The following is a 24,934-nucleotide window of genomic DNA, read 5'->3' as shown; positions in this document are numbered from 1 at the left end:
TCGAGGGTGCGGCTCTGGCGCACCAGAAGCGCGATCACCTCGTTGAGGCTTGCCACGCTCTGATGATCGCGGGCCGCACTGCGGCGCTGCCTCTGGACGGTCAGGTCACTCGTGACCTGGGACAGCCAGCCGCTTGGTTTCGGCATAATGGGCGATCATCGCCGCATCGATGCGGTCGGTCTTTTCCAGAAAGCCCATGGCTTCGGCAAACCGGCGCACATGGCGCGGATTAGCCAAGGCGCAGGCGATCCCCATCTCCCACAACAACAGGAAGGCCGTCCGCTCGTAACCGCCGGAAGCCTCCATGACGACGAGCTCGACATTCTCGGCCCGGCAAAGATCGGCCAGCGCGCCGATGCCGGTGGCGTCATTGCTGAAACGCTCAAACGTCCCGGACGGGCGGATAGACGCATCCAGCCAGTCCTTCGAAACATCCACTCCACATATAACTCTGTTCACGGTAACCTGCCTTGTGCGTGCGATTGGAACCAAGCGACTATTCGGTCGTACGTGACGATGACGAAGATCCCAGGCTCATCCACGGTTGTAACCAGAGGGGGAACGGGCGACTTCGTCACGCCTCTGGCCGGGTGGCCACCCGGCCAGAGGCTCAATCGCTTCCATCGCACAAAATCTCTAACGTGCAGATACAAGGGGGCTTCACAGCACGCCGCTCATTATTGCCCTTCGCTCGCGCTCAGTGCATTCGCTCCTAGCGTCGCTCACCCCCTCATCTGTCCTTCGGACATCTTCTCCCCGCTGGGGAGAAGGGGGAAACCTCAGCAGATTTCCGTCTTGCTGATCTTGATGCCGAAACCTTCCAGGCCGACATAGTGGCGCTCGCGGCTGGTCAGCAGCTTGATCGAGCTGACGCCAAGGTCCTTGAGGATCTGGGCGCCGAGGCCGATTTCCAGCCATTCGCTGTCGCGCGTCTGGGCTTCGGCATGGGCCTCGCGGCCCTGGTTGCGGGCCTTGCGGCCATTGTCGTGGTGGCCGACGCCGACCGAGCCTTCGCGCAGATAGACGATGACGCCGCGGCCTTCCTCGGAAATCTTCTGCATGTAGAAATCGACCGGGCTGTTCTTGCCGAACAGATCCTCGGCGACATTTTCCGGATGCAGGCGCACCGGGATATCGACGCCGTCGCGAATATCGCCGAAGACGACGGCGAGATGCTGCATCGGGTCCCAGGGCAGGGAATAGGTATGGGCCTTGGCCTTGCCGAACGGCGTGTCGACATCGAAACTGGTGCCGAGTTCGATCAGCGTTTCCTTGCGCTGGCGATAGGCGATGAGATCGGCGACGGAGACGAGCTTCAGCCCGTGCTGCTCGGCGAAATCGACCACCTGCGGGCCGCGCGTGACGGTGCCGTCATCGTTGACGAGTTCGGAGATGACGCCGATCGGCGGCAGGCCGGCGAGCTTGCAGAGGTCGACGGCAGCTTCCGTATGGCCGGAGCGCATCAGCACGCCGCCCTCGCGGGAAACCAGCGGGAAGATGTGGCCTGGACGGACGAAATCGGCAGCGCCGACATTCGGGTTGGCAAGGTTGCGCACCGTCAGCGTCCGGTCGTCGGCGGAGATGCCGGTCGTCGTGCCATGCTTGAAATCGACCGAGACGGTGAAGGCCGTCGTATGGGCCGAATCGTTTTCCGCCACCATGGCGTTGAGGTTGAGGCGCCTGGCCTCCTCCTTCGGCATCGGCGCGCAGACGATGCCTGAAGTGTGTCGCACGATGAAGGCCATCTTCTCCGGCGTGGTATGGACGGCGGCAACGATCAGGTCACCTTCGTTCTCGCGGTCATTGTCGTCCATGACGACGACGATCTCGCCGGCCTCGAAGGCCCTGATGGCGTCGACGACGCGCTTCTGGTCATAAGACATGAGCGAGCACTCCTATTTCAGGCGGCCGGTCTGGCCGCGGTCGCGAAGATAATGGTCGGCGACGGCGCAGGCGACCATCGCCTCGCCGATCGGCACGGCCCGGATGCCGACGCAGGGGTCGTGCCGGCCCTTGGTGCGGATATCGACATTGTTGCCGCTGGCATCGATCGACTGGCGTTCTGTCAGGATCGAGGAGGTCGGCTTGACGGCGAAACGCGCCACCACCGGCTGTCCGGTCGAGATGCCGCCCAGAATACCGCCGGCATTGTTGGAAAGAAAGATCGGCACACCGTCATTGCCCATGCGCATTTCGTCGGCATTGTCTTCGCCGCTGGTCTCGGCAGCGGCAAAACCATTGCCGATCTCGACGCCCTTGACGGCGTTGATCGACATCAGCAGCGAAGCGATATCCTGGTCGAGCTTGGCGTAGATCGGCGCGCCGAGACCGGCCGGCACACCTTCGGCGATCACTTCGACGACTGCGCCGATCGACGAGCCGTTCTTGCGGATGCCGTCGAGATATTCCTCCCAGACCGGCACGATGGCCGCATCGGGGGAGAAGAACGGGTTCTGCCCGACCTGGTCCCAATCCCAGTTGCGGCGGTCGATCTTGTGTTTGCCGATCTGCACCAGCGCGCCGCGCACGGTGACGCCAGGCACGACGAGACGGGCGATGCCGCCGGCCGCAACCCGCGCCGCGGTCTCGCGCGCCGAGGAACGGCCGCCGCCGCGATAATCGCGAATGCCGTATTTGAGGTCATAGGTATAATCGGCATGGCCGGGGCGGTATTGCCTGGCGATCTCGCCGTAATCCTTGGAGCGCTGGTCGGTGTTTTCGATCAGCATCGAGATCGGCGTGCCGGTTGATGTCATCGTCTCGCCATCGGCATCGAGCATGACGCCGGACAGTACCTTCACCAGATCGTCCTCGCGCCGCTGCGTGACGAAGCGGGATTGCCCGGGCTTGCGCTTGTCGAGCCAGACCTGCAGATCCGCGAGCGTGAAGCGCAGCCCCGGAGGGCAGCCGTCGACGACGCAGCCGAGCGCCGGACCATGGCTTTCGCCCCAGGTGGTTACGCGGAAGAGGTGACCGAATGTATTGTGCGACATGTGTTCCCACGGTGGCGCGCCAAAGCCGGTCGCGCCATTGCTTGAAAAGGCGCGACACTCATAGGCCAAAAATCCGTCGAGGCAAAAGCCTTTCTTTGCGCCAAACCGGCAGTCGCGGAAATGCTGTTCCGGATGGACGGCCCATCGTTAAGCCACCTCCACTCCGCCAGCCGAAAGAGCCGAGGACGAGGGCGATCAGCGGACGTCGATCACGACGCCAGCCGCCATCCCGTTCCTGTCGCCTCGTTGGTGAAATCGTCGAATGAAAGCGGCCGGGAAAAGGCAAATCCCTGCAGGATATCGCAGCCGAGATCGCGCAGCAGTTCGGCATGCGCCGCCGTCTCCACCCCTTCGGCCACTGTCTCGACGCCGAGCGAGCGGGCGATCTCGATGATCGAGCGGACCAGCGCCCGCTCCTGCGAGGCATTGACGATCGGCTGCACCAGCTGGCGGTCGATCTTCAGCCGCTTCGGCTTCAGCTTCAACAGGCTGACGATCGAGGTATGGCCGGTGCCGAAATCGTCGATCTCGATATCGATGCCGAGCGCCTTGATGCGCTCGAGGTTGTGCGAGACCACATCCTCGCTCTCGTCGAGGAAGATCGATTCCACCAGTTCGAAGGAGATCTCGCCGGGGCGGATCTGCAGATCTGTAAGCGATTCCAGCAGGCTGCCGTCATGCAGCCGCCGCGCCGAGACATTGACCGAGACCTTGGGCACGGCAATCCCCAGCGCCGTCCAGCGCATCTTGTCGCGCAACGCTGTTTCGAGCACGATCCGGTCGAGCATCTGCACCACATTGATCTCGTCGGCGATGCGCAGGAACTTGTCGGGCGCGAGCAGACCTTTGGCCGGATGGTTCCAGCGCACCAGCGCCTCCACACCCGTCAGCTCCATCGTCCGGGCGCAGAATTGCGGCTGATACCAGGCGGTGAATTCGCCATTGTCGATGCCGGCGAGGATCTCGTCGGCGGTGCGCTTGGTATTGATGATATCGGCCTGGAGATTGTGGTTGAAGAATTCGAAGCGGTTGCGGCCCATGCTCTTGGCGCGGTAGAGCGCGATATCGGCATTGATCAGCACCTTGCGCGCGTCGACATGAATGCCGTTGGCGAGCGCCACGCCGATCGACACGCCGCAGCGGCAGGAAAAACCCTGGAAATCGATCGGTTGGCGCATCTCCTCGATGATCCTGGTCGAAAGTTGCGCCATCTCCTTGTCGCCGACCTCAAGCGCGAGGATGACGAATTCGTCGCCGCCGATGCGCGCCACGATGTCGCTGCCGCGGACATTTTTGGCGAGCACCTTCGAGGCGTGCACCAGCATGGCATCGCCGGCGGCATGGCCAAGCGTGTCGTTGATGTCCTTGAAGCGGTCGAGGTCGATGTGCAGGATCGAGAATTTCTGCCGTTGCCGGCGGCCGTCATTGGTCAGTTCTTCAAGCGCGATGTCGAGCTTGCGGCGATTGGCGAGTGCGGTCAGCGGGTCGTGCAGCGAATTGTGCTCGATCCTGTTCTTGGCAAGCTCGAGCTCGATATTCTTGGCGACCGCCTCGTCCTTGGCCGCCTTCAACCGGATGGTCATCAGCACGTCTTCGGTGGCGTCGAAGGCGATGCCCATGATCTTCATCTCGCCGGTCCCCGTCTGGTGGACCTTGCCGACCGAGCGCACGTAGCGCACTGAGCCGTCGTCGACGATCACCCGGCAGACGAGGGTGTGCGTATCGCCGTTCTGCTTGAAGTGGCGTGCGCTTTCGAGCGCCAGAACCCGATCCTCGGGATGGATGCGCGAAAGCCAGGTCTCCTCGGTCATGAAGCCGTTGCGCGGCCCAAGCCCATAGAGTTCGTGCATCCGCTCGTTCCAGATCGAGCCGCCTCGGTGGGGCCGCGCTTCCCATATGCCGCATTGATAGGAATTGAGCGCCAGGTCGAGCCGGCTCGACAGCTCGGCGAGCTGCCCCTCGCGGCTGGAAAGCTCTTCAAGCGCCAGCTCCAGCTCGGCATTCTTGACCTCGCTTGTATCCTTGGCCTTGCGCAGCATGTCGGTGGTCACCGCATCGGCGGTCACGTCCCAGACGATGCCGATCGTCTTGCTGACGCCGCCGGCATCCGTATAGAAGGCCCCGACCGAGCGCAGGTGCCGGATGCCGCCATCGGCAAGCAGGATGCGGTACTGCGCCGTGCAGGCAGTACCGGCGATGCTGCAGCTGAAGAAATGCACTTCGGCGATGTCTCGGTCCTCCGGCAGGATCGCCGCCAGCCATTCGTCGAGCGCCCGGCTTCCTTCCTGCGCCGGCTTGCCGTGCAGTGCTGCGGCGCGCGCATCCCAGAGCAGGCTGCTCGTATGATCCTGCAGCTCCCAGATGCCGATATTCGAGGATTTCAGCGCCAGATTCAGCCGCTGCGACAGTTCCTTGAGTTTCGCCTCGCGCGTCTCCAGCTCGGTGATGTTGCGATTGCGCTCGCCGAGCAGGAGTGTGGCGAAGAAGATCGGGATGATGATAATGCAGCCGGCGGCAGCGACGATCAGGCGCAACTCGGTTCGGTTTTCCGGTATCGCGTCCCAGCCGCTGTTCGGGACGACGGAGAGTTCCCACTTGCCGCCGGCAAAGCCGATCTTCTGGCGCATCGGATCCCTGCTGTCGATATCGGACGACCCGAAGAAGGGCGCGGCTGTCACGGCCCTCGCCGGCGAGCCAATATCCCGGATGGCGATCGAAAGATGGTCGAGATGCGGATAACGTTCCCGGTTCTCGCGGTCGCGCGCCGGCATCAGCCCGGTCGCCTCGTAGAACATCTGCTGGTCGATGATGAGTTCAACCGCTCCCCAGATCCGCCGCTGGCCGTTCTCCTTGATGAAAACCGGGAAGAATATGGCAAAGGCGTCGCGGCCCTCGGCGCTGATCGGGCCATAGAAGCGGGCCGACTGATCGCCGGCTGCAGGCGTCATCGCCTGGCGTGAAAAAAGCGCTTCGCGCACGTCGCGGCCGATTCGCGGATTGCCCGATTGCGGTGGATAGACGTTGCTGACGATGAAATCGGGGGCGACGGCGATATGAATGAAGGATGGGTTCTGAATCAGCAGCCAATTGATCTGCCGCTCCATCTCCTCTCCGTTTGCTGCGCTGACGGAGATCAGATTGGTCAGGTCGCGGACGATGCTGAGGTCCATGTGGATCTCCGCCATGACCCGGGCGCGGATGAGGTTAGCCTCGCTTTCGGTGCGGATATGAAGTTCGCGCTCATAAGATGCCGTATTCGCGCGGTCGAGGCCGAAGCCGACCATGATGACGACAAGGGCGGCAAACGATGAAACCAGGAACGAGACGCGGGTATTCCTCAACACGCGCCGCAACTGCTTGTTGTCGCTCAGCCTGGATAGCAAAATGAAACCCCCATCGTCCGGGCAACTGTAGGGGGCGGGGGTTAATTTACGATTGCCCGCAGGCGATGCCAAAAATCATGGGAAGGGAAAACCGCGGTTAACGCGGCACCTTGATTATATTTAAAATCCTATTCATCAATTAGGCGGGAAAAGACATTCTTACGGGCAATTTTCGCCATATTCAGGAGGCTATGTGTGGCCAGTCATGTTCTCGTGCAGCGTTTGAAAAGGATTGTCGCCATGCGTTTCGTCGTCGCCACGCTTTTGGCAACAGCAAGTTTCCTGTCGCCGATGAGCGGTTTTGCCGAGAGCGCCGATGTCGAGGCGACGATCAAGAAGGTCGACACCGCCAATCTCGTGCTGACGCTCGATGACGGCAAAACCTATCAGGCGCCCGAGGAATTCAATTTCGATGGCCTGGAAGCCGGCGTGAAGGTGATCGTCTTCTATACCGAAGTCGACGGCAAGCGCGTCATCAACGATCTCGATATCGTCAAGTAGGAAGCCTAAACGTCGAGAGCGGCTATAAATTCCTCTTCATTCAGCTACTACATACACTATGACACGCCGGCCAATCCGACCTACTGAGCGCATGGCCGGCTATCTACGTGAACTCAAACAGCTACTGTTGAAAGCCGGCTGCGAATATGTGCGACCGGGAAAGGGTGATCACGAAATCTGGTAAAGCCCGATTTCCAACCGCCATTTCACGGTCGATCATGGGGTAAAATCACGCCATACAGCCAATGAAATGCTGAAACAGGCAGGACCTCCGAAAACATTTTGATTCAGATGCAATGCCTACAGCCAGACGATCGTCCGCTCGGCGGTGTCGATCCTGGCGATCTGGTCCTGCGGGATTGCGCCTTCGGCAGCGCTGCTCTTCGGCAGGTTGGAAATCGCCTGGAACAGCGTGCGGATGACGCCGCCGTGGGTGACGCAGACCGTCGGGCGATCGACGGATTGCAGCCATGAGCCGGTGCGCCAGGAGAGGATCTCGTAGCTCTCCGCGTCATTGCCGGGCGGGATGAAATCCCATTTCGAGGCGTTGCGTTCGGCCACCCGCTCGCGCTGCGTCGCCTTCAGTTCCTTAATCGTCGAGCCCTCCCAGTCGCCGAAGGAAATCTCCACAAGCCTCGGATCGGTGCGATAGGCAAGCGGCGGCAGGCCCATGGCGGTGCGCATGATTTCCATCGTCGCGCGGGTGCGACCGAGCGGGCTCGCGACGAAATCGAAATCATCGACCGTGTCGCCGAGAATCCCGGCAAGCGCGATGCCGTTCTGCCGGGCCTGTTCCAGGCCCGTGGCATTCATCGGAACGTCCTTCTGACCCTGCAGGCGGCGCTCGGCATTCCAGGCAGTCTGGCCGTGTCTGATCACGTAGATAAGCACGGTCTCGGCTCCGGAAATGCTTTAGTCCTTGATGACGGAAATGTCGGGCGCGTCGACCGCCTTCATGCCGATGACATGATAGCCGCTGTCGGCATGGTGCACTTCGCCGGTGACGGAGCGCGACAGGTCCGACAGGAGATAGAGGCCGACATCGCCGACTTCCTCGATGGTGACGGTCCGGCGCAGCGGCGCGTTGTATTCGTTCCACTTCAGAATGTAGCGGAAATCGCCGATGCCGGAGGCGGCAAGCGTCTTGATCGGCCCGGCCGAGACGGCGTTGACGCGAATGTTCTGCGGCCCGAGGTCGACGGCCAGATATTTGACGCTCGCTTCGAGCGCGGCCTTGGCGACGCCCATGACGTTATAATTCGGCATCACCTTTTCGGCGCCGTAATAGGTCAGCGTCAGCATGGCGCCGCCATCCGTCATCAGCTTCTCGGCGCGGCGTGCGACCGAGGTGAAGGAATAGACGGAGATCTGCATCGTCTTGGCGAAATTGTCGGCCGAGGTGTCGACGTAACGGCCGGTCAGCTCGTCCTTGTCGGAGAAGCCGATCGCATGCACGAGGAAATCGATCTTGCCCCAGAGCTTTTCGACGTTTTCGAAAACGGCGTCGATCGTGGCTTCGTCGGCAACGTCACAGTGGCCGACCAGCGTCGCGCCGATTTCGGCGGCGAGCGGCTCGACGCGCTTCTTCAGCGCATCGCCCTGGTAGGTCAGCGCGACTTCTCCGCCCTGCGCATGAATGGCCTTGGCAATACCCCACGCAATCGAACGATTGTTGGCGACACCCATGATGACGCCGCGTTTGCCTGCCATGAGGCCGGATGCTTGAGCCATATTTCGCTCCCTAGGAATTCTGATTGATCCTGCCTATGGCATAGGCCGCTAATCGGTTCAAGCTTGGCCTGGATCATCAACTGTTAGGTATCGTAACAAAGGGTGCGAAAGTCATAAATATTTCACAGGAACAGGCCTTCGCGCATGCTCCGCATCAGATCGGTGACTTTGTCGTCGGGTTTTTCCCACAGGATAATGCGCAATTCGACGACTAGATCGCCTCTGCCGCCCTCTTCGCGGGGCAATCCCTGGCCGGGGATGCTGATCGTCTTGTCCGAGCCCGACCACGCGGGGACCGTGATGTTGAGCGGCCCGCTCGGTCCCTCGATGCGCGCCTCGGTGCCGAGAACGGCATTTTCGATGCTGAGCGGCAGCACGGCGTGCAGGTCGAAGCCGTCGACCGTGAAGCGCGGATCGGGCGCAATGCGGATATTGATGACGGCATCGCCGCGTTGCATGCCCGGCAGCTTGAAGCCCTGTCCCTTGAGCCGCAGTTCGTGGCCATCCCTCGTGCCGGCCGGCAATGCGAAGCCGATCTCGCGACCCTCCGGCAGTGACGCGGTGATCCAGCCGCTCTTCAACACGTCGTCGATCGTCACCGTTGCCGTCGCCACCTCATCCGGTGCTTTTTCCAGGCCGGTATCCTTGGCGCCGGTGAAACGGCGCACCAGGGAGGTCAGGATGCTGAGCGGCAGCGGCAGGTTGGCGCCGGCATTTGGCCCAGCCTCGCCGGCCTCCTCGTCGACCTTGGTGTCGGCCTCCGCGGCGTCGCCGTCCACGCGCCTGCTGGCCTCGCCCGCCTGCTGATTCTGGGCCTGCTGGTTTTGGGCCTGCTGGTATTGCGCCTGTTGCGCGCGGCCCTGCGCCTGGCCGCCGCCGGCAGCGCGTGCCTGGGCGCCGAAAATGCGCTCGACCATCTCGTCGGCGGGCTCAGCCGATCCTGCCTGTTGTCTGGGGCCTTCGGCAGCCGCCTTCTGGGCGGCGCGCGCAAGCTCTTCCATCACCCGCTCGGCATTGGCCTGCGCCGCCTTGGCGCGCACGGCAGCCTCGCGCGCGGCGTGCCGCTGCTGCATGATCGTCTGTTCGTTTTTCTTGGCTTCCGCCATCCGCACGGCATTGTCGAACAGACTGCGTTTGCGCGGGTCCTTCAGCGTTTCATAGGCGCGACCGATCTCGGCGAACCGGGCCGTCGCCGTCGGGTCGCTCTGATTGTGGTCGGGGTGGGCAGATTTGGCCATATTGCGCCAAGCCGCCTTAATCTCGTCTGCCGCCGCGTCGCGCCTGACGCCCAGAATTTTATAAGGATCGCGCATGTCAAACCGCCGGTGTTGCGATGCGGGAGGCCACGTCCTTGCCCGGCATCCCCAAATTTCAATAGTAAAAGCTCAATATCAACTCGGAACGCGCCATCCCGCCGCAAAGGCAGGGACAACCCCTCTCAACGCTGATCGTGCGTCGGAGTTGCTAATCACTTCTTATTTCTGTGGGGAGATGTGCGATGTTTTGCGTCGAATGGTTAGCTTTTTGCTAAGCATGCGGCGGAAAGCCCGCAGGCGTTAACCTGTCGGCGATGCCGGATCAGCTCGTTTGCCCGAATTAACTTTCCGGCTGAAAGCTCAAAAGCTGCCAGTTGCCGCCACCGACGAGGCAGGTCTTGCCGTAAAATTTGGCGATACCGACATAGGAATGCCGCGTGGTGCGGAACTGGCGGCAGATCTGGCCTGATTCGTTGTTCTCGACGATCGTATCGATGACGCCGGCGCTGCCCGTCGATGCATTCGCCCAGGGAAGCGGCTGGCCCTCGAGCCTTTGCACATCGGCCGAGGTTACGGCATTGCGCACGGTCATCTCGTCGGAAAGCGTATCGGTGCTCGGCGGCGTCTGCGGCACGGTGCCGGTTGCCACCGACCGGTCGACCTTGGCTTCACTGAGAAAATCCATGCCGCCTGCAAGGCAGCCGGAAAGCGAAAGCATTGCAACGCCGATGACGAAGAACACGCTGCTGCGTCGCCGCAGGCCCTTTGTATGGCGATATGACTTTGCTATGACTTCCACCCTGCATCCTGTCCAGTTATCGAAAGCTGGGCGAGTTTTGAATAATCCGGGGCATTTGAACCAATATGTCGGCAAACGAGTTAACAAGCGGTGACTTTACCGAAAGTGGCGAACCCTTCAAGCTCTTTGCCGAATGGCTTGGAGAAGCGGAGGCTTCCGAACCCAACGACCCGAACGCCGTGGCACTGGCAACGGTCGATGAGGATGGTCTTCCCAATGTCCGCATGGTTCTCCTGAAGGGATTCGACGAAGACGGTTTCGTCTTCTACACCAATTTCGAGAGCCATAAAGGCCTTGAAATTCTGGGCCAGAAAAAGGCCGCCATGTGCTTTCACTGGAAAAGCCTGCGCCGCCAGGTAAGGCTGCGCGGCCCGGTCGAGATCGTCACCGATGCCGAAGCCGATGCCTATTTCAAGACGCGGGCGCGCGGCAGCCGCATCGGCGCCTGGGCTTCGAAACAATCCCGCCCGCTCGAAAGCCGTTTCGCACTTGAAAAGGCCGTGGCCGAATATACCGCGCGATATGCCATCGGCGATATTCCACGCCCCGCCCACTGGTCGGGCTTCCGCATCCGGCCGACCTCGATCGAATTCTGGAAAGATCAGAAATTCCGCCTGCATGACCGGGTCGAATTCCGCCGGCCCTCGCCGGAAGGCGCATGGGACAAGGTCAGGATGTATCCATAAGCCGCGCTATTTGCCCATCAGCTTCAGCGGAATGCCGGAGGCAAGGGCGGAGACGTAGCGTCGCTTCTGGTAGAAGCCGTTCAGCGAAATGCGTGAGAGATAGGCGGTTTGCTTCGCCGCCGGCAGGCCCGGCTGGGTGGTGACGGCAGCCTGAAAGCCGAGATTGCGGGCAATCGCCGCCTCGCGCGCGGTCACAGCCTCCGGTGTGCCGTAGGGGTAGGCGATCGTCACGGGGCGGATGCCGGTCAGGGCCTCGACGTAATCGGCCGAAACCTGCATCTCGATCCGCGCTTCGGCTTCCGGCAGGCGGGCCAGCGCCCGATGGCTGATCGTATGGGCGCCGAGGGTTGCAAGCGGATGGGTCGCCAGCCATTGCAACTGGCCGGGCTGCATCACCAGTTCGCGGGTGATATCGGTCGGCTCGATGCCGTTTTCCCGGGCCAGCATGTCGATTGCGGCGACCGCCCGCGCCTCGTCGGAGCGGTGGATATAGGCGGCGAAGCGGTCGAAGGCACCCCATTGCTGCTGCGGATTGTTGAGCATCAGTCGTTCGCTGCCGCGGCCGAAATCGAAGCGGAGTTCGCTTTGCCGGCGCAACAGGACGGCGAGCGTCTCCCACCAGATGCTGTGCGAGCCCTCGGCAAAACCCTTGGCGACGAACACCGTGAACGGCGCCCGATGCTGTTCGAACAGCGGCAGCGCATGCTCCAGATTGTTGATGTAGCCGTCGTCGAGCGTGAAGGCCGCGAAAGGCTTTCCGCCCTCGGGCTCGGCCAGCAGCGCCGGCACCTGATCGAGCGGCACGAAGCGATAGCCCTCCCGCCGCAGCCGCCGCAGCGCGGTATCGAGAAAACGCGGGGTGATTTCGAGATGCGCGTTCGGCTCGAAAGCCTCCGGCACGTGCGGGCGGACATGATGCAGCGTGAAGATGACGCCGCGCCCACGGGCTTCGCGCATCAGCCCGGCGGCGGCGAGAAGCCAGGAGAGCTCGAGCCCGGCGCCGATCGCTGCGCGTTTTGCCAGTCGCTTCAAATGTCCCGTCATCAGGCGCCTGTCCCCAACATTTGCGGGAAAATAGCAAGCGCGACTTAAGGCTTGCTGAATCCCGATTTTGCACAGGCCTCTCATTTCCTGTTAACCAAGACGATGAAAAGACTAGAAAAATGATAGGCGTTGCCTCAAAGTCGCGCCAAACTTACGGCTTCTGTCACATTACGGCACAAAGGCCGATCCATTCGAGAGCCGACGCATCAAGGGGAACTGCATGAGAACGCTTTTGGCGGCTGTTTTGACCGTAACGCTTGCCGTTTCGGCGCCTCTTGCAGCCCTTGCCGGCAGCGCCTCGCTGGTCCTCGATGCCCGCACCGGCAAGGTTCTCGTCGCCGAAAACGCCGATACGCTGAACCATCCGGCCTCGCTGACGAAGATGATGACGCTCTATCTCACCTTCGAAGCTCTGAAGCGCGGCAAGATCGCCTGGGATACGCCGATCAAGATGTCGAAATACGCCGCTTCCCGGCCGCCGACCAAGCTTGGCGTCAAGGCTGGTGGTACGATCACCGTGCGCGAGGCGGTCTATGGCATGATCATCAAATCCGCCAATGATGCAGCCTCCGCCATGGGCGAAAAGCTCGGCGGCTCGGAAAGCGGTTTTGCCGGGATGATGACCGCCAAAGCCCGCCAGCTGGGTATGAGCCGCACCGTTTTCGTCAACGCCTCAGGCCTGCCGGACGGTCGTCAGGTCACCACGGCGCGTGACATGTCGACGCTCGCCATCGCGCTGATGAAGAATTATCCGAACGAATACCGGCTGTTTTCGACGGCGAGCTTCAATTTCCGCGGCCGGACCGTGCGCGGCCACAATAATCTCATGTATCGCTACCAGGGCATGGACGGCATCAAGACCGGGTATACCAACGCCTCCGGCTTCAATCTCGTCAGCGCCGTCAGGGACGGCAACCGCCGGGTCGTCGGCGTCGTGCTCGGCGGCCGTACCGCCCGCAGCCGCGACGACAAGATGGCCGGTCTGCTCGATCGTTATCTCGGCCGTGCCTCGTCTTCCGGCGGTGCAAAGCTGGTGGCGAGCGTCGGCGCCAGCGAGCCTGTCGAAGTCGCGTCGGCCGCCGACGATTCCGATGTTCCGGTGCCGCTCAGCGCACCACGCCAGGCCGACGATCTCGCAGCCAAGAGCCTGGCCTATGCCGATGACACCGTCGTGCCGCTGGAGCGTCCGGTCGCGATGGACGAAATCCTGAACGCCGGCAAGGCGCCGAAGATGTCGGCAGAGAAGAGCGATGGCGACTGGCAGATCCAGATCTCGGCCGCTCCGAGCGCCGATGCGGCCCGGGCGCTTCTCGCCCAGGCGAAGTCTGAGGGCGGCGCGCCGCTCGTTTCCGCCTCGCCCTATACCGAGGCGGTCGGGAAGGGCGCCAACAAGATCTACCGCGCCCGCTTCGTCGGCTTCGCCAGCAAGGACGCCGCGGTCTCCGCCTGCGCTGCGCTGAAGCAGCGCTCTTATGACTGCATGCTGCTGCCAGAGCACGGCTGATCGTCAAATCACCCACTCGGGCAATCCCCTCTGGACACACATCGGGAATCAGCGTCTCTTCCATAAACAAAAGGAGAACGCCGATGTTGCGTCGTCTTGCCGACCAGTTCGAAATCTCTTCCTCGGCGCATGTCGCCGCCAACGGCATCGAACGCGACGCCGACTGGTTCCTGCTGAAACTGCAGGAGGAAATGGGCGAGCTGACCCAGGCATGGAACCGGCTGACCGGCCGCGGCCGTGCGAAAGGCCGCTCGCCTGAAGACATGCGGCGCGATCTGGCCGACGAGACGGCCGACCTTCTCGGCCACCTTCTGCTGTTTGCCCGCCGCAACGATATCGACCTTGCCGCGGCGATTGAACGGAAGTGGCTGTTTCAGCCGGCGGAGGTGCTGAAGAGCTGAGGCATGCCGGCCGCTGGAGTCAGTCGACCTTATGTCGATAAAACTTACTGTCCACCGCCATCAACGGAAACGAGCGGGGCAGGGCGCTCTTGGCGATCTCGGTAAAGCCGTTCTTCTCGTAGAAGCGGTGGGCGGCGACGAATTTGTCAGTCGTGCCGAGGAAGATTTCGGTGAGGCGGGCATCCCTGGCGTGGGAAAACATCCGGTCGAGGAGCCGCGCCGCCACCCCGTGTTCGCCACCGCGAACCGCGGCGGCGACGAACATCTTGCGCAGCGCCGCCTGATGATTGCCGATATCCTTGAGCCCGAGCGTGCCGACGATCGCGCCATCCTCGACCGCGACCCAGAACTGCCCCTTGCCGGACTGATAGAAATCCGGGATCACCCGCAGATCCGGCTGCGCATCGGCTGATATATCGATGCCGAACTCCTGGCGCTGGATCGTCAGGATCACCGACAGCACGGCATCGGCGTCGTCTTCCGTGAAACGCCTGATCTCGACCTCCACCATCACAGGCTCCTTTCGCCTCAGGTCTGGGTGCCGCCGACCGTCACCTGATCCATGCGCAGATGCGGCTGGCCGACGCCGACGGGAACCCATTGGCCGCCCTTGCCGCAATTGCCGATGCCGGTATCGAGTTTCATGTCGTTGCCGATCATCGATACCCGCTTCATCGCATCCGGGCCGTTGCCGATCAGCATCGCGCCCTTGATCGGCGCGCCGACCTTGCCGTTTTCGATCAGATAGGCCTCGGTGCAGCCGAAGACGAACTTGCCGGAGGTGATATCCACCTGGCCGCCGCCGAAGGAGACGGCATAGATGCCCTTCTTCACCGAGGCGATGATTTCCTCAGGCGGCTTGTCGCCGCCAAGCATATAGGTGTTGGTCATGCGCGGCATCGGCACATGGGCATAACCCTGGCGGCGGCCGTTGCCGGTCGGCGCCATACCCATCAGCCGAGCATTTTGGCGATCCTGCATATAGCCGACCAGCTTGCCGTTCTCGATCAGCACATTATAGCCGGAGGGAGTGCCCTCATCGTCGATGGTGATCGAGCCGCGGCGGTTGTCGATCGTGCCGTCGTCGACGACGGTGACACCGGGGGCGGCGACCATCTGGCCGAGCAGGCCGGCAAAGGCCGACGTCTTCTTGCGGTTGAAATCGCCTTCTAGCCCGTGACCGACGGCCTCGTGCAGCATCACGCCCGGCCAGCCGGAGCCGAGTACGACATCCATCGTACCCGCCGGCGCATCGATCGCCTCGAGGTTGACGAGCGCCTGGCGCAGCGCCTCGTCGGCGCCATATTGCCAGCTGCCCTCGGCGATGAAGTCGCCGAAGCCGACGCGCCCGCCGCTGCCGTAGGAGCCGCTTTCCTGCCGATCGCCTTCGCCGACCATCACCGAAATGTTGATGCGCGTCATCGGCCGGATGTCGCGCACGCGGTGCCCGTCGGCGCGCAGGATGTCGACCACCTGCCAACTCGCCGCAACCGAGGCCGTCACCTGCCGCACCTTGTCGTTCTTGCCCCTGAGATAGGCGTCGATGTCCTGCAGGACCTTGACCTTTTCCTCGAAGCTCGGCTGGCCGATCGGGTTCTGGTCGCCGTAGAATTTCTTGTTGGTGCGTTGGGGGGCGGCGGCGTAAGTGCCGGAGTAGCCGCGTGTCACTGCGCCGACCGCATCCGCCGCCCGCTTCAGCGCCGCCACCGAGAGATCGCCGGCATGCGCGAAACCGACCGCTTCGCCGGCAACGGCGCGTAGGCCGAACCCCTGCTCGGTGTTGAAGCTGCCGCCCTTCAGCCGGCCATTGTCGAAGGTCAGCGCTTCGGCCTGCGCATGCTCGATAAACAGCTCGCCATCATCGGCGCCGGCGAGCGCCTCGGCGACCAGACCACGCATCGTGGCTTCGTCGGCATCGAATAGCGTCAGGAGATCGGTGGTCATGGTCTGGCTCCAATGGGCATGCGTTCAGAAATGCGCTTACGCACTTAGATAGGGCTCCAATTGATAAGGAGTGAAGCCCTGCCGTCGAATTTTCTTTGTTGAGCAAGTTCATCTCAGGAGTTGGGAGTGCGCGCGAAGGAGATATAAGTGTTTTGTCGCATTGCCCTGCAGGGGCGTTCCCGCCGGATGGCTTTCCCCGCGCCAGCGTCAAGTTTGGCTGGAACGTCACCCTATCCTCCGTCATCCTCGGCCTTGAGCCGAGGATCCATCCCCGCCACCGAGGGTGCCGCGTGGATGCTCGGGTCAAGCCCGAGCATGACGGAGGGTGGGATAAGCCTATGGAGCAAGTACAGCGACGGGGGAGGGGGCGAGCGTAGTTGCGCTACGCTCGCATAGCCCTCAAGGCAGGGCGTCGAAGCCTTCGGCGAAGCCCTTGAGGTCGACCGGGATGCCGATGCCTTCTTCGGGTGTCTGGAAGACGATGAAGGTTGCCTGGGCGCCGCTGCGGAAGGTTTTCAGCAGTTCGTCCTCGAGCACGACCTCGGCATAACAGCCATCGGCGAAGCAGCGGACGAAATAGGCACGGCCGATATCCTTGCCGTCGACATTGAGGCCGAGGCCGTTCGGCAGCAGCACGCCGAGCGGCGCCAGCACGCGGAGAATCTTCGACTTGCGGTCGGCCGTCTTCAGCACGACGACGGAAAGCCCGACCTCCGGCCGATCCTCGGCGATGACGTTCTGCATCAGCGCGCATTGTTCGGTCGAGGCGCCTGCCGGCTTGTCGCAGACGACGGACCATGCGCCGTGATTGGATTTCACCGTGCCCGGCGCCTGCGGCTGGGTCTGGCCGGGTGTCACCTGGATATTCGGACTGGCCGCACTCGGCTGCTGCGGCGTCGTAGCGGGAGCCGGGGCAGGGGCGGCAGCCGGCGGTTTGGCCTGGGCCGGCGTGGGTTGCTGTTGTGCGAAAACGGGCGTCGTCGCTGCGGCCGCGATGCTGGCGGTCACGAGAAGCGACTGCGCGAGGGAACGGAAACCCATGGAAACCTCTGGATATCGAATCATTTGCGGCTATTGTTGAAGCTGCCCACCAAAAATGAAAAGCCCCACCCCGTGAAAACCGGGGGACTGCGGCGGAAATTGGACCTTTCGGAAATAATGTGTGGCGCGCGGGTTGGCCGGAAAGCCGATTTTTCATATGCTGATGAAAAACTTGGGATGTTTTGCCGTTCTGGCCTGCCTGTGCTTTCAGCAAAAATGCCGCATAGACAATTGCTCTGACCTGTTGCGGCAAATGCCAAACTGTGGTTTGAAGCGCTGAAGATGGCAAGGATTCTGCGTCCTATTTTGCAGGTCAAGCGCTCGAGGGAGATAATAAGGTGATGAAGAAGGCTTATGCAGCTCTGACCGCGCTGGTCTGTCTGCTTTTTGCTTCCGGCACATATGCCGACCAGCCAATGCCGTGGCAGGCGACGCTGCAGCCGGCGGCAACGCCGATCATGCGGGAGATCCACTGGTTCGAACAATATACCCTGTGGTTTATCGTTCCGATCACGCTCTTCGTTCTGGTCCTGCTCATCGTCGTCTGCTTCAAGTTCCGCGCCAGCGCGAACCCGGTTCCCTCGAGGACGAGCCACAACACGCTGATCGAGATTGCCTGGACCGTGGGGCCGGTCCTGGTGCTGCTTCTTCTTGCGATTCCCTCGTTCAACCTGCTGACGGCGCAGCTGACGCTGCCCGAAAACCCCGATGTGACGATCAAGGCAACCGCCACCCAGTGGCAGTGGAACTACGAATATGAAGGTTCGGGCGACAGCCCGCTCGCTTTCGACAGCTACCTGCTGAAGGATCAGGACCGCGCCGCGGCCGGCAAGGAAGACAAGTCGGTTTATCCCAGGCTTCTCGCCGTCGATAACGAGTTGGTCCTGCCGGTTAACAAGACGGTCCGCGTTCTCGTGACCTCTGCCCCGACCGACGTCATCCACGCTTTCGCCATGCCGTCCTTCGGCGTCAAGATCGATGCCGTGCCGGGCCGCCTGAACGAGACCTGGTTCAAGGCCGAGCGCGAAGGCCTGTTCTATGGCCAGTGTTCCGAGCTCTGCGGCAAGGACCATGCGTTCATGCCGATCGCCATCCGCGTCGTCTCCGAGGACAAGTACAAGCAGTGGCTGACCGCAGCCGCCAGCGACCTGCCCGGCGCCTACAAGACACTCATGGCCGCAACCGATGGTCCCGCAAAGACCCTCGACGTCGCCGAAGCACAGTAATTAAGGGGACCGGGACAATGGCTGGACCTTCCGCTCACGACGATCATTCTCATGATCACGACCACGCGCATGATGATCACGATCATGGGCACGGTGATCACCATGCGCACAAGCCGAGCTTTGCCAATCGCTGGCTGTTCTCGACGAACCACAAGGACATCGGCACGCTTTATCTGATCTTCGCGATCATTGCCGGCATCATCGGCGGCGCGCTTTCCGTCGCCATGCGCATGGAGCTGCAGGAGCCGGGCATCCAGATCTTCCATGGCCTGGCCTCGATGGTCTACGGCTATGAGGGCGATGCCGCCATCGACGGCGCCAAGCAGATGTTCAACATGTTCACCACGGCCCACGCGCTGATCATGATCTTCTTCATGGTCATGCCGGCGATGATCGGCGGTTTCGCCAATTGGATGGTGCCGATCATGATCGGCGCGCCCGACATGGCCTTCCCGCGTCTGAACAACATCTCCTTCTGGCTGATCGTTCCGGCCTTCGCGCTGCTCTTGCTGTCGATGTTCGTCGAGGGCCCGGCAGGCGCTTACGGTACCGGCGGCGGCTGGACGATGTATCCGCCACTGGCAACAACCGGTACGCCCGGTCCGGCGGTCGACCTTGCGATCTTCGCGCTCCATATTGCCGGCGCCTCGTCGATCCTCGGTGCGATCAACTTCATCACCACGATCCTCAACATGCGCGCTCCCGGCATGACGCTGCACAAGATGCCGCTGTTTGCCTGGTCGGTGCTGATCACCGCCTTCCTGCTGTTGCTGTCGCTGCCGGTCCTGGCAGGCGGTATCACCATGCTGCTCACCGACCGTAACTTCGGCACCTCCTTCTTCTCTCCGGAAGGCGGCGGCGACCCGATCCTCTACCAGCACCTGTTCTGGTTCTTCGGTCACCCCGAGGTCTACATCCTCATCCTGCCGGGCTTCGGCATGGTCAGCCACATCATCTCGACCTTCTCGAAGAAGCCGATCTTCGGCTACCTCGGCATGGCCTACGCCATGGTCGCGATCGGCGCCGTCGGCTTCGTCGTCTGGGCCCACCACATGTATACGGTCGGCCTGTCGCTCGACGCGCAGCGCTACTTCGTCTTCGCGACGATGGTCATCGCCGTTCCCACCGGTGTGAAGATCTTCTCCTGGATCGCGACGATGTGGGGCGGCTCGATCTCGTTCCGCACGCCGATGCTCTGGGCGATCGGCTTCATCTTCCTGTTCACGGTCGGCGGCGTTACCGGCGTCCAGCTCGCCAATGCCGGTCTCGACCGCTCGCTGCATGACACTTATTACGTCGTGGCCCACTTCCACTACGTTCTGTCGCTCGGCGCCGTCTTCGCGATCTTCGCCGGCTGGTACTACTGGTTCCCGAAGATGACCGGCTACATGTACAACGAGTTGGTCGGCAAGCTGCACTTCTGGGTCATGTTCATCGGCGTCAACCTGGTGTTCTTCCCGCAGCATTTCCTCGGCCTTGCCGGCATGCCGCGCCGCTACATCGATTATCCGGATGCCTTTGCCGGCTGGAACTATGTGTCCTCCATCGGCTCCTACATCTCGGCCTTCGGCGTGCTGATCTTCCTCTTCGGCGTCTTCGAAGCCTTCGCCAAGAAGCGCGTCGCCGGCGACAATCCGTGGGGCGAGGGTGCGACGACGCTCGAATGGCAGCTGCCTTCGCCGCCGCCCTATCACCAGTGGGAACAGCTTCCGCGCATCAAGTAATTGCGCGGGTGTCAGGACGCCGCATTCGATACGGCGTCCTGATATTCTGACATTCAGGACGGAATGATGACGGTCATCGACAATCACGGGACGCTTGCAAAGGACGGCGAATTGTCGGAAGCGAGTGCACGCGATTATTTCGAATTGCTGAAGCCGCGGGTGATGTCGCTCGTGGTGTTCACCGCCCTTGCCGGCCTGGTGCTGGCGCCGGGCCACATCCATCCCGTCCTCGGCCTGATCGCCATTCTCTGTATCGCCGTCGGCGCCGGCGCCTCCGGCGCTCTGAACATGTGGTACGATGCCGACATCGATGCCATCATGAGCCGCACCGCCAATCGTCCGATCCCGGCCGGCCGCATCGCCCCCTCGGAAGCGCTGGCCTTCGGCCTGGTGCTTTCGGGCTTTTCGGTGGTGATCCTCGGCCTTGCCGTCAACTGGCTCTCGGCCGGCATCCTTGCCTTCACCATCTTCTTCTACGCCGTCGTCTACACCATGTGGCTGAAGCGCTCGACGCCGCAGAACATCGTCATCGGCGGTGCTGCCGGCGCCTTTCCGCCGATGATAGGCTGGGCCTGCGTGACCGATAGTGTGACGATCGAGAGCACCGTGCTTTTCCTGATCATCTTCCTGTGGACGCCGGCGCATTTCTGGGCGCTGGCGCTGTTCAAGATGCGCGATTACGAGGCCGTCGGCGTGCCGATGCTGCCGAACGTCGCCGGCGAGCGGGTGACCAAACATCAGATCGTCGCCTATGCAGTGCTGACCGCCGTCTGCGCGGTGTTGCCAACCTTCCTCGGCTTCGCCAGCCTCGGCTATGGCCTGGTGGCCGCCGCCCTCGGCGCGATCTTCATCTACTGTTCCATCGCCGTCTGGCGGATGCCCGACGGCGATCTGAAGATGATCCCGGCAAAGAAGCTCTTCGGCTTCTCGATCTTTTATCTTTTCGCTGTGTTCTCCGCCTTGATGATCGACCGGCTGGCGTCGGTGCTGGTCTCGCATACGGGAGGTTGGTTCTGATGGAATTGGTCAAGCTCACGGAAAAGCAACTCAGGTCGCGCCGCAACCGCAACATCGCCCTGGGGCTGGTGCTTGCCGGCCTCGTCGTTCTCTTCTACGTGATGGCAATCGTGAAGATCGGCGGGGGAACGGCGGGATGAGCGACAACGCCGCCGCACCGAAAAAGCCGGGCCGCAACAACGGCGCCGTGGTGATGATGTGCCTGAGCTTCGTTTTCGGCATGGGCGCGATGAGCTACGCTGCCGTGCCGCTCTACCGGATCTTCTGCCAGGTCACCGGTTATAACGGTACGACCCAGCGCGTCGACCAGGTGTCGAGCGTCGTGCTCGACCGCACGATGCGCGTCACCTTCGACGCCAATGTCGCACCCGGCCTGCAATGGGACTTCAAGCCGGTCGAGCGCGAGGTCAATCCGAAGATTGGCGAAACGATAAAGGTCCATTTCACCGCCGAGAATCGTTCGAACGAAACCCAGCGCGGCCAGGCGGTTTTCAACGTCACGCCGGGCGAGGCGGGCGTCTATTTCAACAAGGTGCAATGTTTCTGTTTTACGGAAACGGACCTGAAGCCGGGCGAGAAGCTCGACATGCCGGTGGTGTTCTACATCGATCCGGAAATCGTCAAGGCCGTGGAATCGAAGAACATCCGTACGGTCACGCTGTCATATACGTTCTACCCGAAAGAGGGTCCGAAGCCGCTGGCTTCGAATGAGGGTGGAGCGGTAAAGATTGAAAAGAAACTTTGATCAAGGCTCGTTTCCGGCTAAGCCGGGAGCCGAGTGAAGGAAGACATCCGGGGATAATACATGGCCGATGCTCATCAGAAAAATCACGACTATCACATCATTGATCCGAGCCCGTGGCCGATTATCGCCTCGCTCGGCGCCTTCCTCATGGCGATCGGCGGCGTCTGCTACATGCGTTACCTGAACGGCGGCTCGTTCAAGGTCGCCGGCTTCGAACTCGCCAATCCTTGGCTCTTCTACATCGGCTTCGCGCTGGTTCTCTACGTCATGTACGGCTGGTGGGCCGATACGGTGAAGGAAGCCCATGAGGGCGCCCACACCCGCGTCGTCTCGCTGCACCTGCGCTATGGCATGATCATGTTCATCGCTTCCGAAGTGATGTTCTTCGTTGCCTGGTTCTGGGCCTATTTCGACGCCAGCCTCTATCCGAACGAAGCGATTCAGGCCGCGCGCCTGCTCTATACCGGCGGCACCTGGCCGCCGAAGGGCATCGAGGTCCTCGATCCCTGGCACCTGCCGATCTACAACACCGTCATCCTGCTGCTTTCCGGCACGACGGTCACCTGGGCGCACCATGCGCTGTTGCACAACGACCGCAAGGGCCTGATCCAGGGCCTGACGCTGACGGTGCTGCTCGGCGTGCTGTTCTCCTGCGTGCAGGCCTATGAATATGCCCACGCGCCCTTCGCCTTCAAGAATTCGATCTACGGCGCGACCTTCTTCATGGCGACCGGCTTCCACGGTTTCCACGTCCTCGTCGGCACGATCTTCCTGGCTGTCTGCCTGATCCGCGCGATGCGCGGCGACTTCACCCCGAAACAGCATTTCGGCTTCGAGGCGGCCGCCTGGTACTGGCACTTCGTCGACGTCGTCTGGCTGTTCCTGTTCTTCTGCATCTACGTCTGGGGCGGCTGGGGCGCACCGGTCGCAGCCGGCTGATTGCAGCGATATTCAAATAGAAGGCGGGCCTCGTGCCCGCCTTTTTTATGGCTTGATGCGTGTCGCCCGAAAACGACGAAATGATGATTGCCTGACATTCGAGCGGCGAGGTGCCTCCATGGTTTTCTGGATAACTGGCGTGGTTGGTTTGGCGATCGCTTATCTCATCAGTTCCATGCCGACAGGTTATCTCGCGGGGAGACTGCTCAGGGGCATCGATATCAGGGAGCACGGGTCTCGGTCGATTGGCGCAACCAACGTATTGCGAACGCTGGGGAAGTGGCCTGCGTCGGCCGTTCTCCTGGTGGATGTGCTGAAAGGCGTGGGGGCAATCCTCTTTGCCTGCTGGTTTTATCCCTGGTTCCACAGATTGCTGTACGGCACGCCGCCAGGGCTTGATCTGGAAACCTGGCTGGCCTGGACTGTTTGCCTGGCCGGATTGGCCGTGTTGCTGGGCCATAGCCGGTCGATCTGGCTGAATTTCAAAGGTGGAAAATCCGTTGCGACCGGGCTCGGCGTATTGCTCGCAATATCCTGGCCGGTGGGTTTGGGCGCCGTGGCGGTTTTTGGCGGCGTCCTCGCCGTCTTCAGGATTGTGTCCCTTGCTTCGATGCTGGCGGCTTTGACCGCGATCGCCCTCATCTGCAGTCTGGAGCAGCCGGTGCCCTATCGCTTGCTGGTGATTGCAGGCGGCGTTTATGTGATTGCGCGCCATCGCGCCAACACCCAGCGACTGCTGGCGGGGACGGAGCCGCGCCTGGGGCAAAGCAGCCCGGAATCGAAAACGTCTGCGTGAATTCAGAGCCGCGACCTGGACTGTTGCCCGATCAGGTGCCTCGAACGGATTGAATGTCCTTCACCATGAGCGGACTGCTTCTGTCGGTGTCGACCATGACCCAGCCGAGCTTTTCGTAGAAAGGCACGGCATCCGGCGCGGCATGGACCTCCAGGCGGCAGAGGCCGTGCTTGGCCGATAGTTTCTCGACTTCGGACATCAAAATCCGCCCGAACCCTTGTCTCTGGTGTTCCGGCAGGATGGCGACAAGCCGCACGACACCGGTCACACCATCCGACAGATCGAGGCGGACTGTGCCGAGAGCAACGCCGTCCTTCCTCAGCAGGAGCGGTATATGGCGCGCCTCATGCTCATCCGGATGCTGGTCATCGTAACCGTCGAGGCCGCGCAGTTCGAACAATACATGCCGCCGAATGGCATGATAGGCTTGCCAGCCCGCGGCCTCTTTCACCTGCTGAAGTTCTATAGCCATCAGCGCGCGCCAGCAATCCGCTCGAAAGCCGAAGGCACTGGAATGCCGAGATCCAGCCGCAAGCGGATCGCCTCGGCGCATTCGAGCGCGGTGAGCACCGACGTATCGACCTCCATGTCATAGATGCCCGGCCGGTGCACTTCATCCTGCCAGCGCTGCACCGGCTCGGGGACCGGCACCGCTTCGCTGGCGCGGAGATAGAGTGTCTCGCGGCCTTCCTGCTTGAACTCCCGCCGCTGCATGATCGTCTCGATCGGACAGTGCACGCCGACGAACAGCACGGAAAAGCCTTCCAGGCGCCGGGCGCTGTCGCCGAGAATGCCGAGCGGCTGCGAGTAGCTGTCATGATGGCCGAGATCGGCCACTACGTTGAGCCCCAATCCGGCGTGGATGGCGATCGACTCATAAAGGGCCGCATAGAGGAACGGCACCAGTTCTTCGAGTTCCGGCCGCTCACCGCCGGGCCTCAGGCCGATGCCGGGCAGGAAACGCTTCGGCGTCATGGTATTGTAGCTGTCGACGCCGAGGTTGATCCACGGCCCCTCGAATTCCTCCTGGATTGCGCGCGCAATGCTGGATTTGCCGCTTCTCGGCGCACCGTTCAGGATAATGATCTGTCCGGCATGGTTATCGCTCGTCATCAGTTTTCTTCTTCTGTTTGGCGCGAATCACCAACAGGTGGCCGCGCAGGCATTTCCATTCGGGATGCGAATACTTTATGGGAGAGTTAAG

25 protein-coding genes and 1 pseudogene are annotated in these 24,934 nt (G+C 61.9%); 12 read left to right on the top strand and 14 right to left on the bottom strand.

From position 1 onward, the window contains the following. Positions 1–105: 105 nt before the first annotated feature. From HJB83_RS15380 to HJB83_RS15365, 4 genes are all read right to left on the bottom strand, one after another. Complete coding sequence (locus HJB83_RS15380) at positions 106–438, bottom strand: transposase (RefSeq protein ID WP_311044487.1); 333 nt, start codon at positions 436–438, stop codon at positions 106–108. Between the two features lie 341 nt (positions 439–779). Beyond that, positions 780–1,883 carry a 3,4-dihydroxy-2-butanone-4-phosphate synthase gene (gene ribB, locus HJB83_RS15375; RefSeq protein WP_207583196.1) on the bottom strand — a complete coding sequence of 368 codons (1,104 nt, stop codon included), beginning with the start codon at positions 1,881–1,883 and terminating at the stop codon, positions 780–782. 12 nt (positions 1,884–1,895) lie between these two features. Then, positions 1,896–2,993, bottom strand: a complete 1,098-nt coding sequence (gene aroC / locus HJB83_RS15370; protein ID WP_207583197.1) for a chorismate synthase — start codon at positions 2,991–2,993, stop codon at positions 1,896–1,898. A gap of 209 nt (positions 2,994–3,202) precedes the next feature. Beyond that, positions 3,203–6,376 carry an EAL domain-containing protein gene (locus tag HJB83_RS15365; RefSeq protein ID WP_221132256.1) on the bottom strand — a complete coding sequence of 1,058 codons (3,174 nt, stop codon included), beginning with the start codon at positions 6,374–6,376 and terminating at the stop codon, positions 3,203–3,205. A gap of 240 nt (positions 6,377–6,616) precedes the next feature. On the opposite strand from HJB83_RS15365, the gene HJB83_RS15360 reads away from it, so the two are divergent. Together HJB83_RS15360 and HJB83_RS34130 are read left to right on the top strand one after the other, a co-directional pair. Further along, positions 6,617–6,877, top strand: coding sequence for a DUF1344 domain-containing protein (locus tag HJB83_RS15360; protein WP_003569889.1), 261 nt, complete (start codon positions 6,617–6,619; stop codon positions 6,875–6,877). Positions 6,878–6,968: 91 nt separating this feature from the next. Next, positions 6,969–7,163 (top strand): annotated as a pseudogene (locus HJB83_RS34130) (type II toxin-antitoxin system HicA family toxin). Between the two features lie 14 nt (positions 7,164–7,177). On the opposite strand, the gene HJB83_RS15355 reads toward HJB83_RS34130, so the two are convergent. The 4 genes from HJB83_RS15355 to HJB83_RS15340 all read right to left on the bottom strand — a co-directional run bounded on the left by HJB83_RS15355 (position 7,178) and on the right by HJB83_RS15340 (position 10,663). Continuing rightward, positions 7,178–7,768: a histidine phosphatase family protein gene (locus tag HJB83_RS15355; RefSeq protein WP_221132255.1), complete on the bottom strand. Its 591-nt coding sequence runs from the start codon at positions 7,766–7,768 to the stop codon at positions 7,178–7,180. A 21-nt stretch (positions 7,769–7,789) separates the two neighbouring features. Then, positions 7,790–8,608 (bottom strand): enoyl-ACP reductase FabI, encoded by an 819-nt coding sequence (fabI, locus tag HJB83_RS15350; protein WP_207583200.1) that lies wholly within the window; start codon positions 8,606–8,608, stop codon positions 7,790–7,792. Between the two features lie 122 nt (positions 8,609–8,730). Next, on the bottom strand, positions 8,731–9,921 hold the full coding sequence (locus tag HJB83_RS15345) for a DnaJ C-terminal domain-containing protein (RefSeq protein ID WP_207583201.1): 1,191 nt from the start codon (positions 9,919–9,921) through the stop codon (positions 8,731–8,733). A 283-nt stretch (positions 9,922–10,204) separates the two neighbouring features. Next, entirely contained in the window at positions 10,205–10,663 is a 459-nt protein-coding gene (locus tag HJB83_RS15340) for an RT0821/Lpp0805 family surface protein (RefSeq protein ID WP_207583202.1), read from the bottom strand. A 65-nt stretch (positions 10,664–10,728) separates the two neighbouring features. Here HJB83_RS15340 and pdxH point away from each other — a divergent pair, with 65 nt between their 5' ends. Further along, complete coding sequence (gene pdxH, locus HJB83_RS15335; RefSeq protein WP_207583203.1) at positions 10,729–11,349, top strand: pyridoxamine 5'-phosphate oxidase; 621 nt, start codon at positions 10,729–10,731, stop codon at positions 11,347–11,349. A gap of 6 nt (positions 11,350–11,355) precedes the next feature. Here pdxH and HJB83_RS15330 read toward each other — a convergent pair whose 3' ends face one another. Further along, on the bottom strand, positions 11,356–12,393 hold the full coding sequence (locus tag HJB83_RS15330; protein ID WP_221116888.1) for a polysaccharide deacetylase family protein: 1,038 nt from the start codon (positions 12,391–12,393) through the stop codon (positions 11,356–11,358). 220 nt (positions 12,394–12,613) lie between these two features. Between HJB83_RS15330 and HJB83_RS15325 the strand changes: the two genes are divergently transcribed. Continuing rightward, positions 12,614–13,897 (top strand): D-alanyl-D-alanine carboxypeptidase family protein, encoded by a 1,284-nt coding sequence (locus HJB83_RS15325; RefSeq protein WP_207583205.1) that lies wholly within the window; start codon positions 12,614–12,616, stop codon positions 13,895–13,897. Positions 13,898–13,980: 83 nt separating this feature from the next. Further along, positions 13,981–14,298, top strand: a complete 318-nt coding sequence (locus tag HJB83_RS15320) for a pyrophosphatase (RefSeq protein ID WP_221132251.1) — start codon at positions 13,981–13,983, stop codon at positions 14,296–14,298. A 19-nt stretch (positions 14,299–14,317) separates the two neighbouring features. Here HJB83_RS15320 and HJB83_RS15315 read toward each other — a convergent pair whose 3' ends face one another. From HJB83_RS15315 to HJB83_RS15305, 3 genes are all read right to left on the bottom strand, one after another. Next, entirely contained in the window at positions 14,318–14,809 is a 492-nt protein-coding gene (locus tag HJB83_RS15315; protein ID WP_207583207.1) for a GNAT family N-acetyltransferase, read from the bottom strand. 17 nt (positions 14,810–14,826) lie between these two features. Next, positions 14,827–16,242, bottom strand: a complete 1,416-nt coding sequence (gene tldD, locus HJB83_RS15310; protein WP_221116890.1) for a metalloprotease TldD — start codon at positions 16,240–16,242, stop codon at positions 14,827–14,829. Between the two features lie 399 nt (positions 16,243–16,641). Then, on the bottom strand, positions 16,642–17,307 hold the full coding sequence (locus tag HJB83_RS15305; RefSeq protein WP_207583209.1) for an invasion associated locus B family protein: 666 nt from the start codon (positions 17,305–17,307) through the stop codon (positions 16,642–16,644). A 317-nt stretch (positions 17,308–17,624) separates the two neighbouring features. Between HJB83_RS15305 and coxB the strand changes: the two genes are divergently transcribed. From coxB to plsY, 7 genes are all read left to right on the top strand, one after another. Next, on the top strand, positions 17,625–18,509 hold the full coding sequence (gene coxB / locus HJB83_RS15300) for a cytochrome c oxidase subunit II (protein WP_207583210.1): 885 nt from the start codon (positions 17,625–17,627) through the stop codon (positions 18,507–18,509). A 17-nt stretch (positions 18,510–18,526) separates the two neighbouring features. Then, positions 18,527–20,233 (top strand): cytochrome c oxidase subunit I, encoded by a 1,707-nt coding sequence (ctaD, locus tag HJB83_RS15295; RefSeq protein ID WP_207583211.1) that lies wholly within the window; start codon positions 18,527–18,529, stop codon positions 20,231–20,233. A 66-nt stretch (positions 20,234–20,299) separates the two neighbouring features. After that, entirely contained in the window at positions 20,300–21,250 is a 951-nt protein-coding gene (locus HJB83_RS15290) for a heme o synthase (RefSeq protein ID WP_207583212.1), read from the top strand. Beyond that, positions 21,250–21,390 (top strand): hypothetical protein, encoded by a 141-nt coding sequence (locus HJB83_RS15285; protein ID WP_207583213.1) that lies wholly within the window; start codon positions 21,250–21,252, stop codon positions 21,388–21,390. The genes HJB83_RS15290 and HJB83_RS15285 overlap by 1 nt, the downstream gene beginning before the upstream one ends. After that, on the top strand, positions 21,387–21,995 hold the full coding sequence (locus tag HJB83_RS15280; protein ID WP_207583214.1) for a cytochrome c oxidase assembly protein: 609 nt from the start codon (positions 21,387–21,389) through the stop codon (positions 21,993–21,995). The genes HJB83_RS15285 and HJB83_RS15280 overlap by 4 nt, the downstream gene beginning before the upstream one ends. Before the next feature lie 60 nt (positions 21,996–22,055). Then, the gene (locus HJB83_RS15275; protein WP_207583215.1) at positions 22,056–22,934 is read left to right on the top strand and encodes a cytochrome c oxidase subunit 3; all 879 of its coding nucleotides are present in this window, start codon (positions 22,056–22,058) and stop codon (positions 22,932–22,934) included. 118 nt (positions 22,935–23,052) lie between these two features. Next, entirely contained in the window at positions 23,053–23,730 is a 678-nt protein-coding gene (plsY, locus tag HJB83_RS15270) for a glycerol-3-phosphate 1-O-acyltransferase PlsY (RefSeq protein ID WP_221132250.1), read from the top strand. A gap of 31 nt (positions 23,731–23,761) precedes the next feature. Here plsY and HJB83_RS15265 read toward each other — a convergent pair whose 3' ends face one another. Then, positions 23,762–24,202, bottom strand: a complete 441-nt coding sequence (locus HJB83_RS15265; protein WP_221116893.1) for a GNAT family N-acetyltransferase — start codon at positions 24,200–24,202, stop codon at positions 23,762–23,764. After that, positions 24,202–24,843, bottom strand: coding sequence for a chloramphenicol phosphotransferase CPT family protein (locus HJB83_RS15260; RefSeq protein WP_221132249.1), 642 nt, complete (start codon positions 24,841–24,843; stop codon positions 24,202–24,204). Before HJB83_RS15260 ends, HJB83_RS15265 begins: the two co-directional genes overlap by 1 nt. Positions 24,844–24,934 lie beyond the last annotated feature (91 nt).

It is taken from the genome of Rhizobium sp. NZLR11 (genome assembly GCF_019685115.1).
Lineage (GTDB): Bacteria > Pseudomonadota > Alphaproteobacteria > Rhizobiales > Rhizobiaceae > Rhizobium.
Note: the sequence above shows the minus strand (reverse complement) of the source record. Positions and strands in the feature narration are given on the sequence as shown.

Bases quoted from the DNA above. Each gene is read 5' to 3' on its own strand.
- ribB (WP_207583196.1), bottom strand. From the start codon at position 1,883: ATGTCTTATGACCAGAAGCGCGTCGTCGACGCCATCAGGGCCTTCGAG.
- aroC (WP_207583197.1), bottom strand. From the start codon at position 2,993: ATGTCGCACAATACATTCGGTCACCTCTTCCGCGTAACCACCTGGGGC.
- HJB83_RS15360 (WP_003569889.1), top strand. From the start codon at position 6,617: ATGCGTTTCGTCGTCGCCACGCTTTTGGCAACAGCAAGTTTCCTGTCG.
- fabI (WP_207583200.1), bottom strand. From the start codon at position 8,608: ATGGCTCAAGCATCCGGCCTCATGGCAGGCAAACGCGGCGTCATCATG.
- HJB83_RS15345 (WP_207583201.1), bottom strand. From the start codon at position 9,921: ATGCGCGATCCTTATAAAATTCTGGGCGTCAGGCGCGACGCGGCGGCA.
- pdxH (WP_207583203.1), top strand. From the start codon at position 10,729: ATGTCGGCAAACGAGTTAACAAGCGGTGACTTTACCGAAAGTGGCGAA.
- HJB83_RS15330 (WP_221116888.1), bottom strand. From the start codon at position 12,393: ATGACGGGACATTTGAAGCGACTGGCAAAACGCGCAGCGATCGGCGCC.
- HJB83_RS15325 (WP_207583205.1), top strand. From the start codon at position 12,614: ATGAGAACGCTTTTGGCGGCTGTTTTGACCGTAACGCTTGCCGTTTCG.
- HJB83_RS15320 (WP_221132251.1), top strand. From the start codon at position 13,981: ATGTTGCGTCGTCTTGCCGACCAGTTCGAAATCTCTTCCTCGGCGCAT.
- HJB83_RS15315 (WP_207583207.1), bottom strand. From the start codon at position 14,809: ATGGTGGAGGTCGAGATCAGGCGTTTCACGGAAGACGACGCCGATGCC.
- tldD (WP_221116890.1), bottom strand. From the start codon at position 16,242: ATGACCACCGATCTCCTGACGCTATTCGATGCCGACGAAGCCACGATG.
- HJB83_RS15305 (WP_207583209.1), bottom strand. From the start codon at position 17,307: ATGATTCGATATCCAGAGGTTTCCATGGGTTTCCGTTCCCTCGCGCAG.
- coxB (WP_207583210.1), top strand. From the start codon at position 17,625: ATGAAGAAGGCTTATGCAGCTCTGACCGCGCTGGTCTGTCTGCTTTTT.
- ctaD (WP_207583211.1), top strand. From the start codon at position 18,527: ATGGCTGGACCTTCCGCTCACGACGATCATTCTCATGATCACGACCAC.
- HJB83_RS15290 (WP_207583212.1), top strand. From the start codon at position 20,300: ATGACGGTCATCGACAATCACGGGACGCTTGCAAAGGACGGCGAATTG.
- HJB83_RS15285 (WP_207583213.1), top strand. From the start codon at position 21,250: ATGGAATTGGTCAAGCTCACGGAAAAGCAACTCAGGTCGCGCCGCAAC.
- HJB83_RS15280 (WP_207583214.1), top strand. From the start codon at position 21,387: ATGAGCGACAACGCCGCCGCACCGAAAAAGCCGGGCCGCAACAACGGC.
- HJB83_RS15275 (WP_207583215.1), top strand. From the start codon at position 22,056: ATGGCCGATGCTCATCAGAAAAATCACGACTATCACATCATTGATCCG.
- plsY (WP_221132250.1), top strand. From the start codon at position 23,053: ATGGTTTTCTGGATAACTGGCGTGGTTGGTTTGGCGATCGCTTATCTC.
- HJB83_RS15265 (WP_221116893.1), bottom strand. From the start codon at position 24,202: ATGGCTATAGAACTTCAGCAGGTGAAAGAGGCCGCGGGCTGGCAAGCC.
- HJB83_RS15260 (WP_221132249.1), bottom strand. From the start codon at position 24,843: ATGACGAGCGATAACCATGCCGGACAGATCATTATCCTGAACGGTGCG.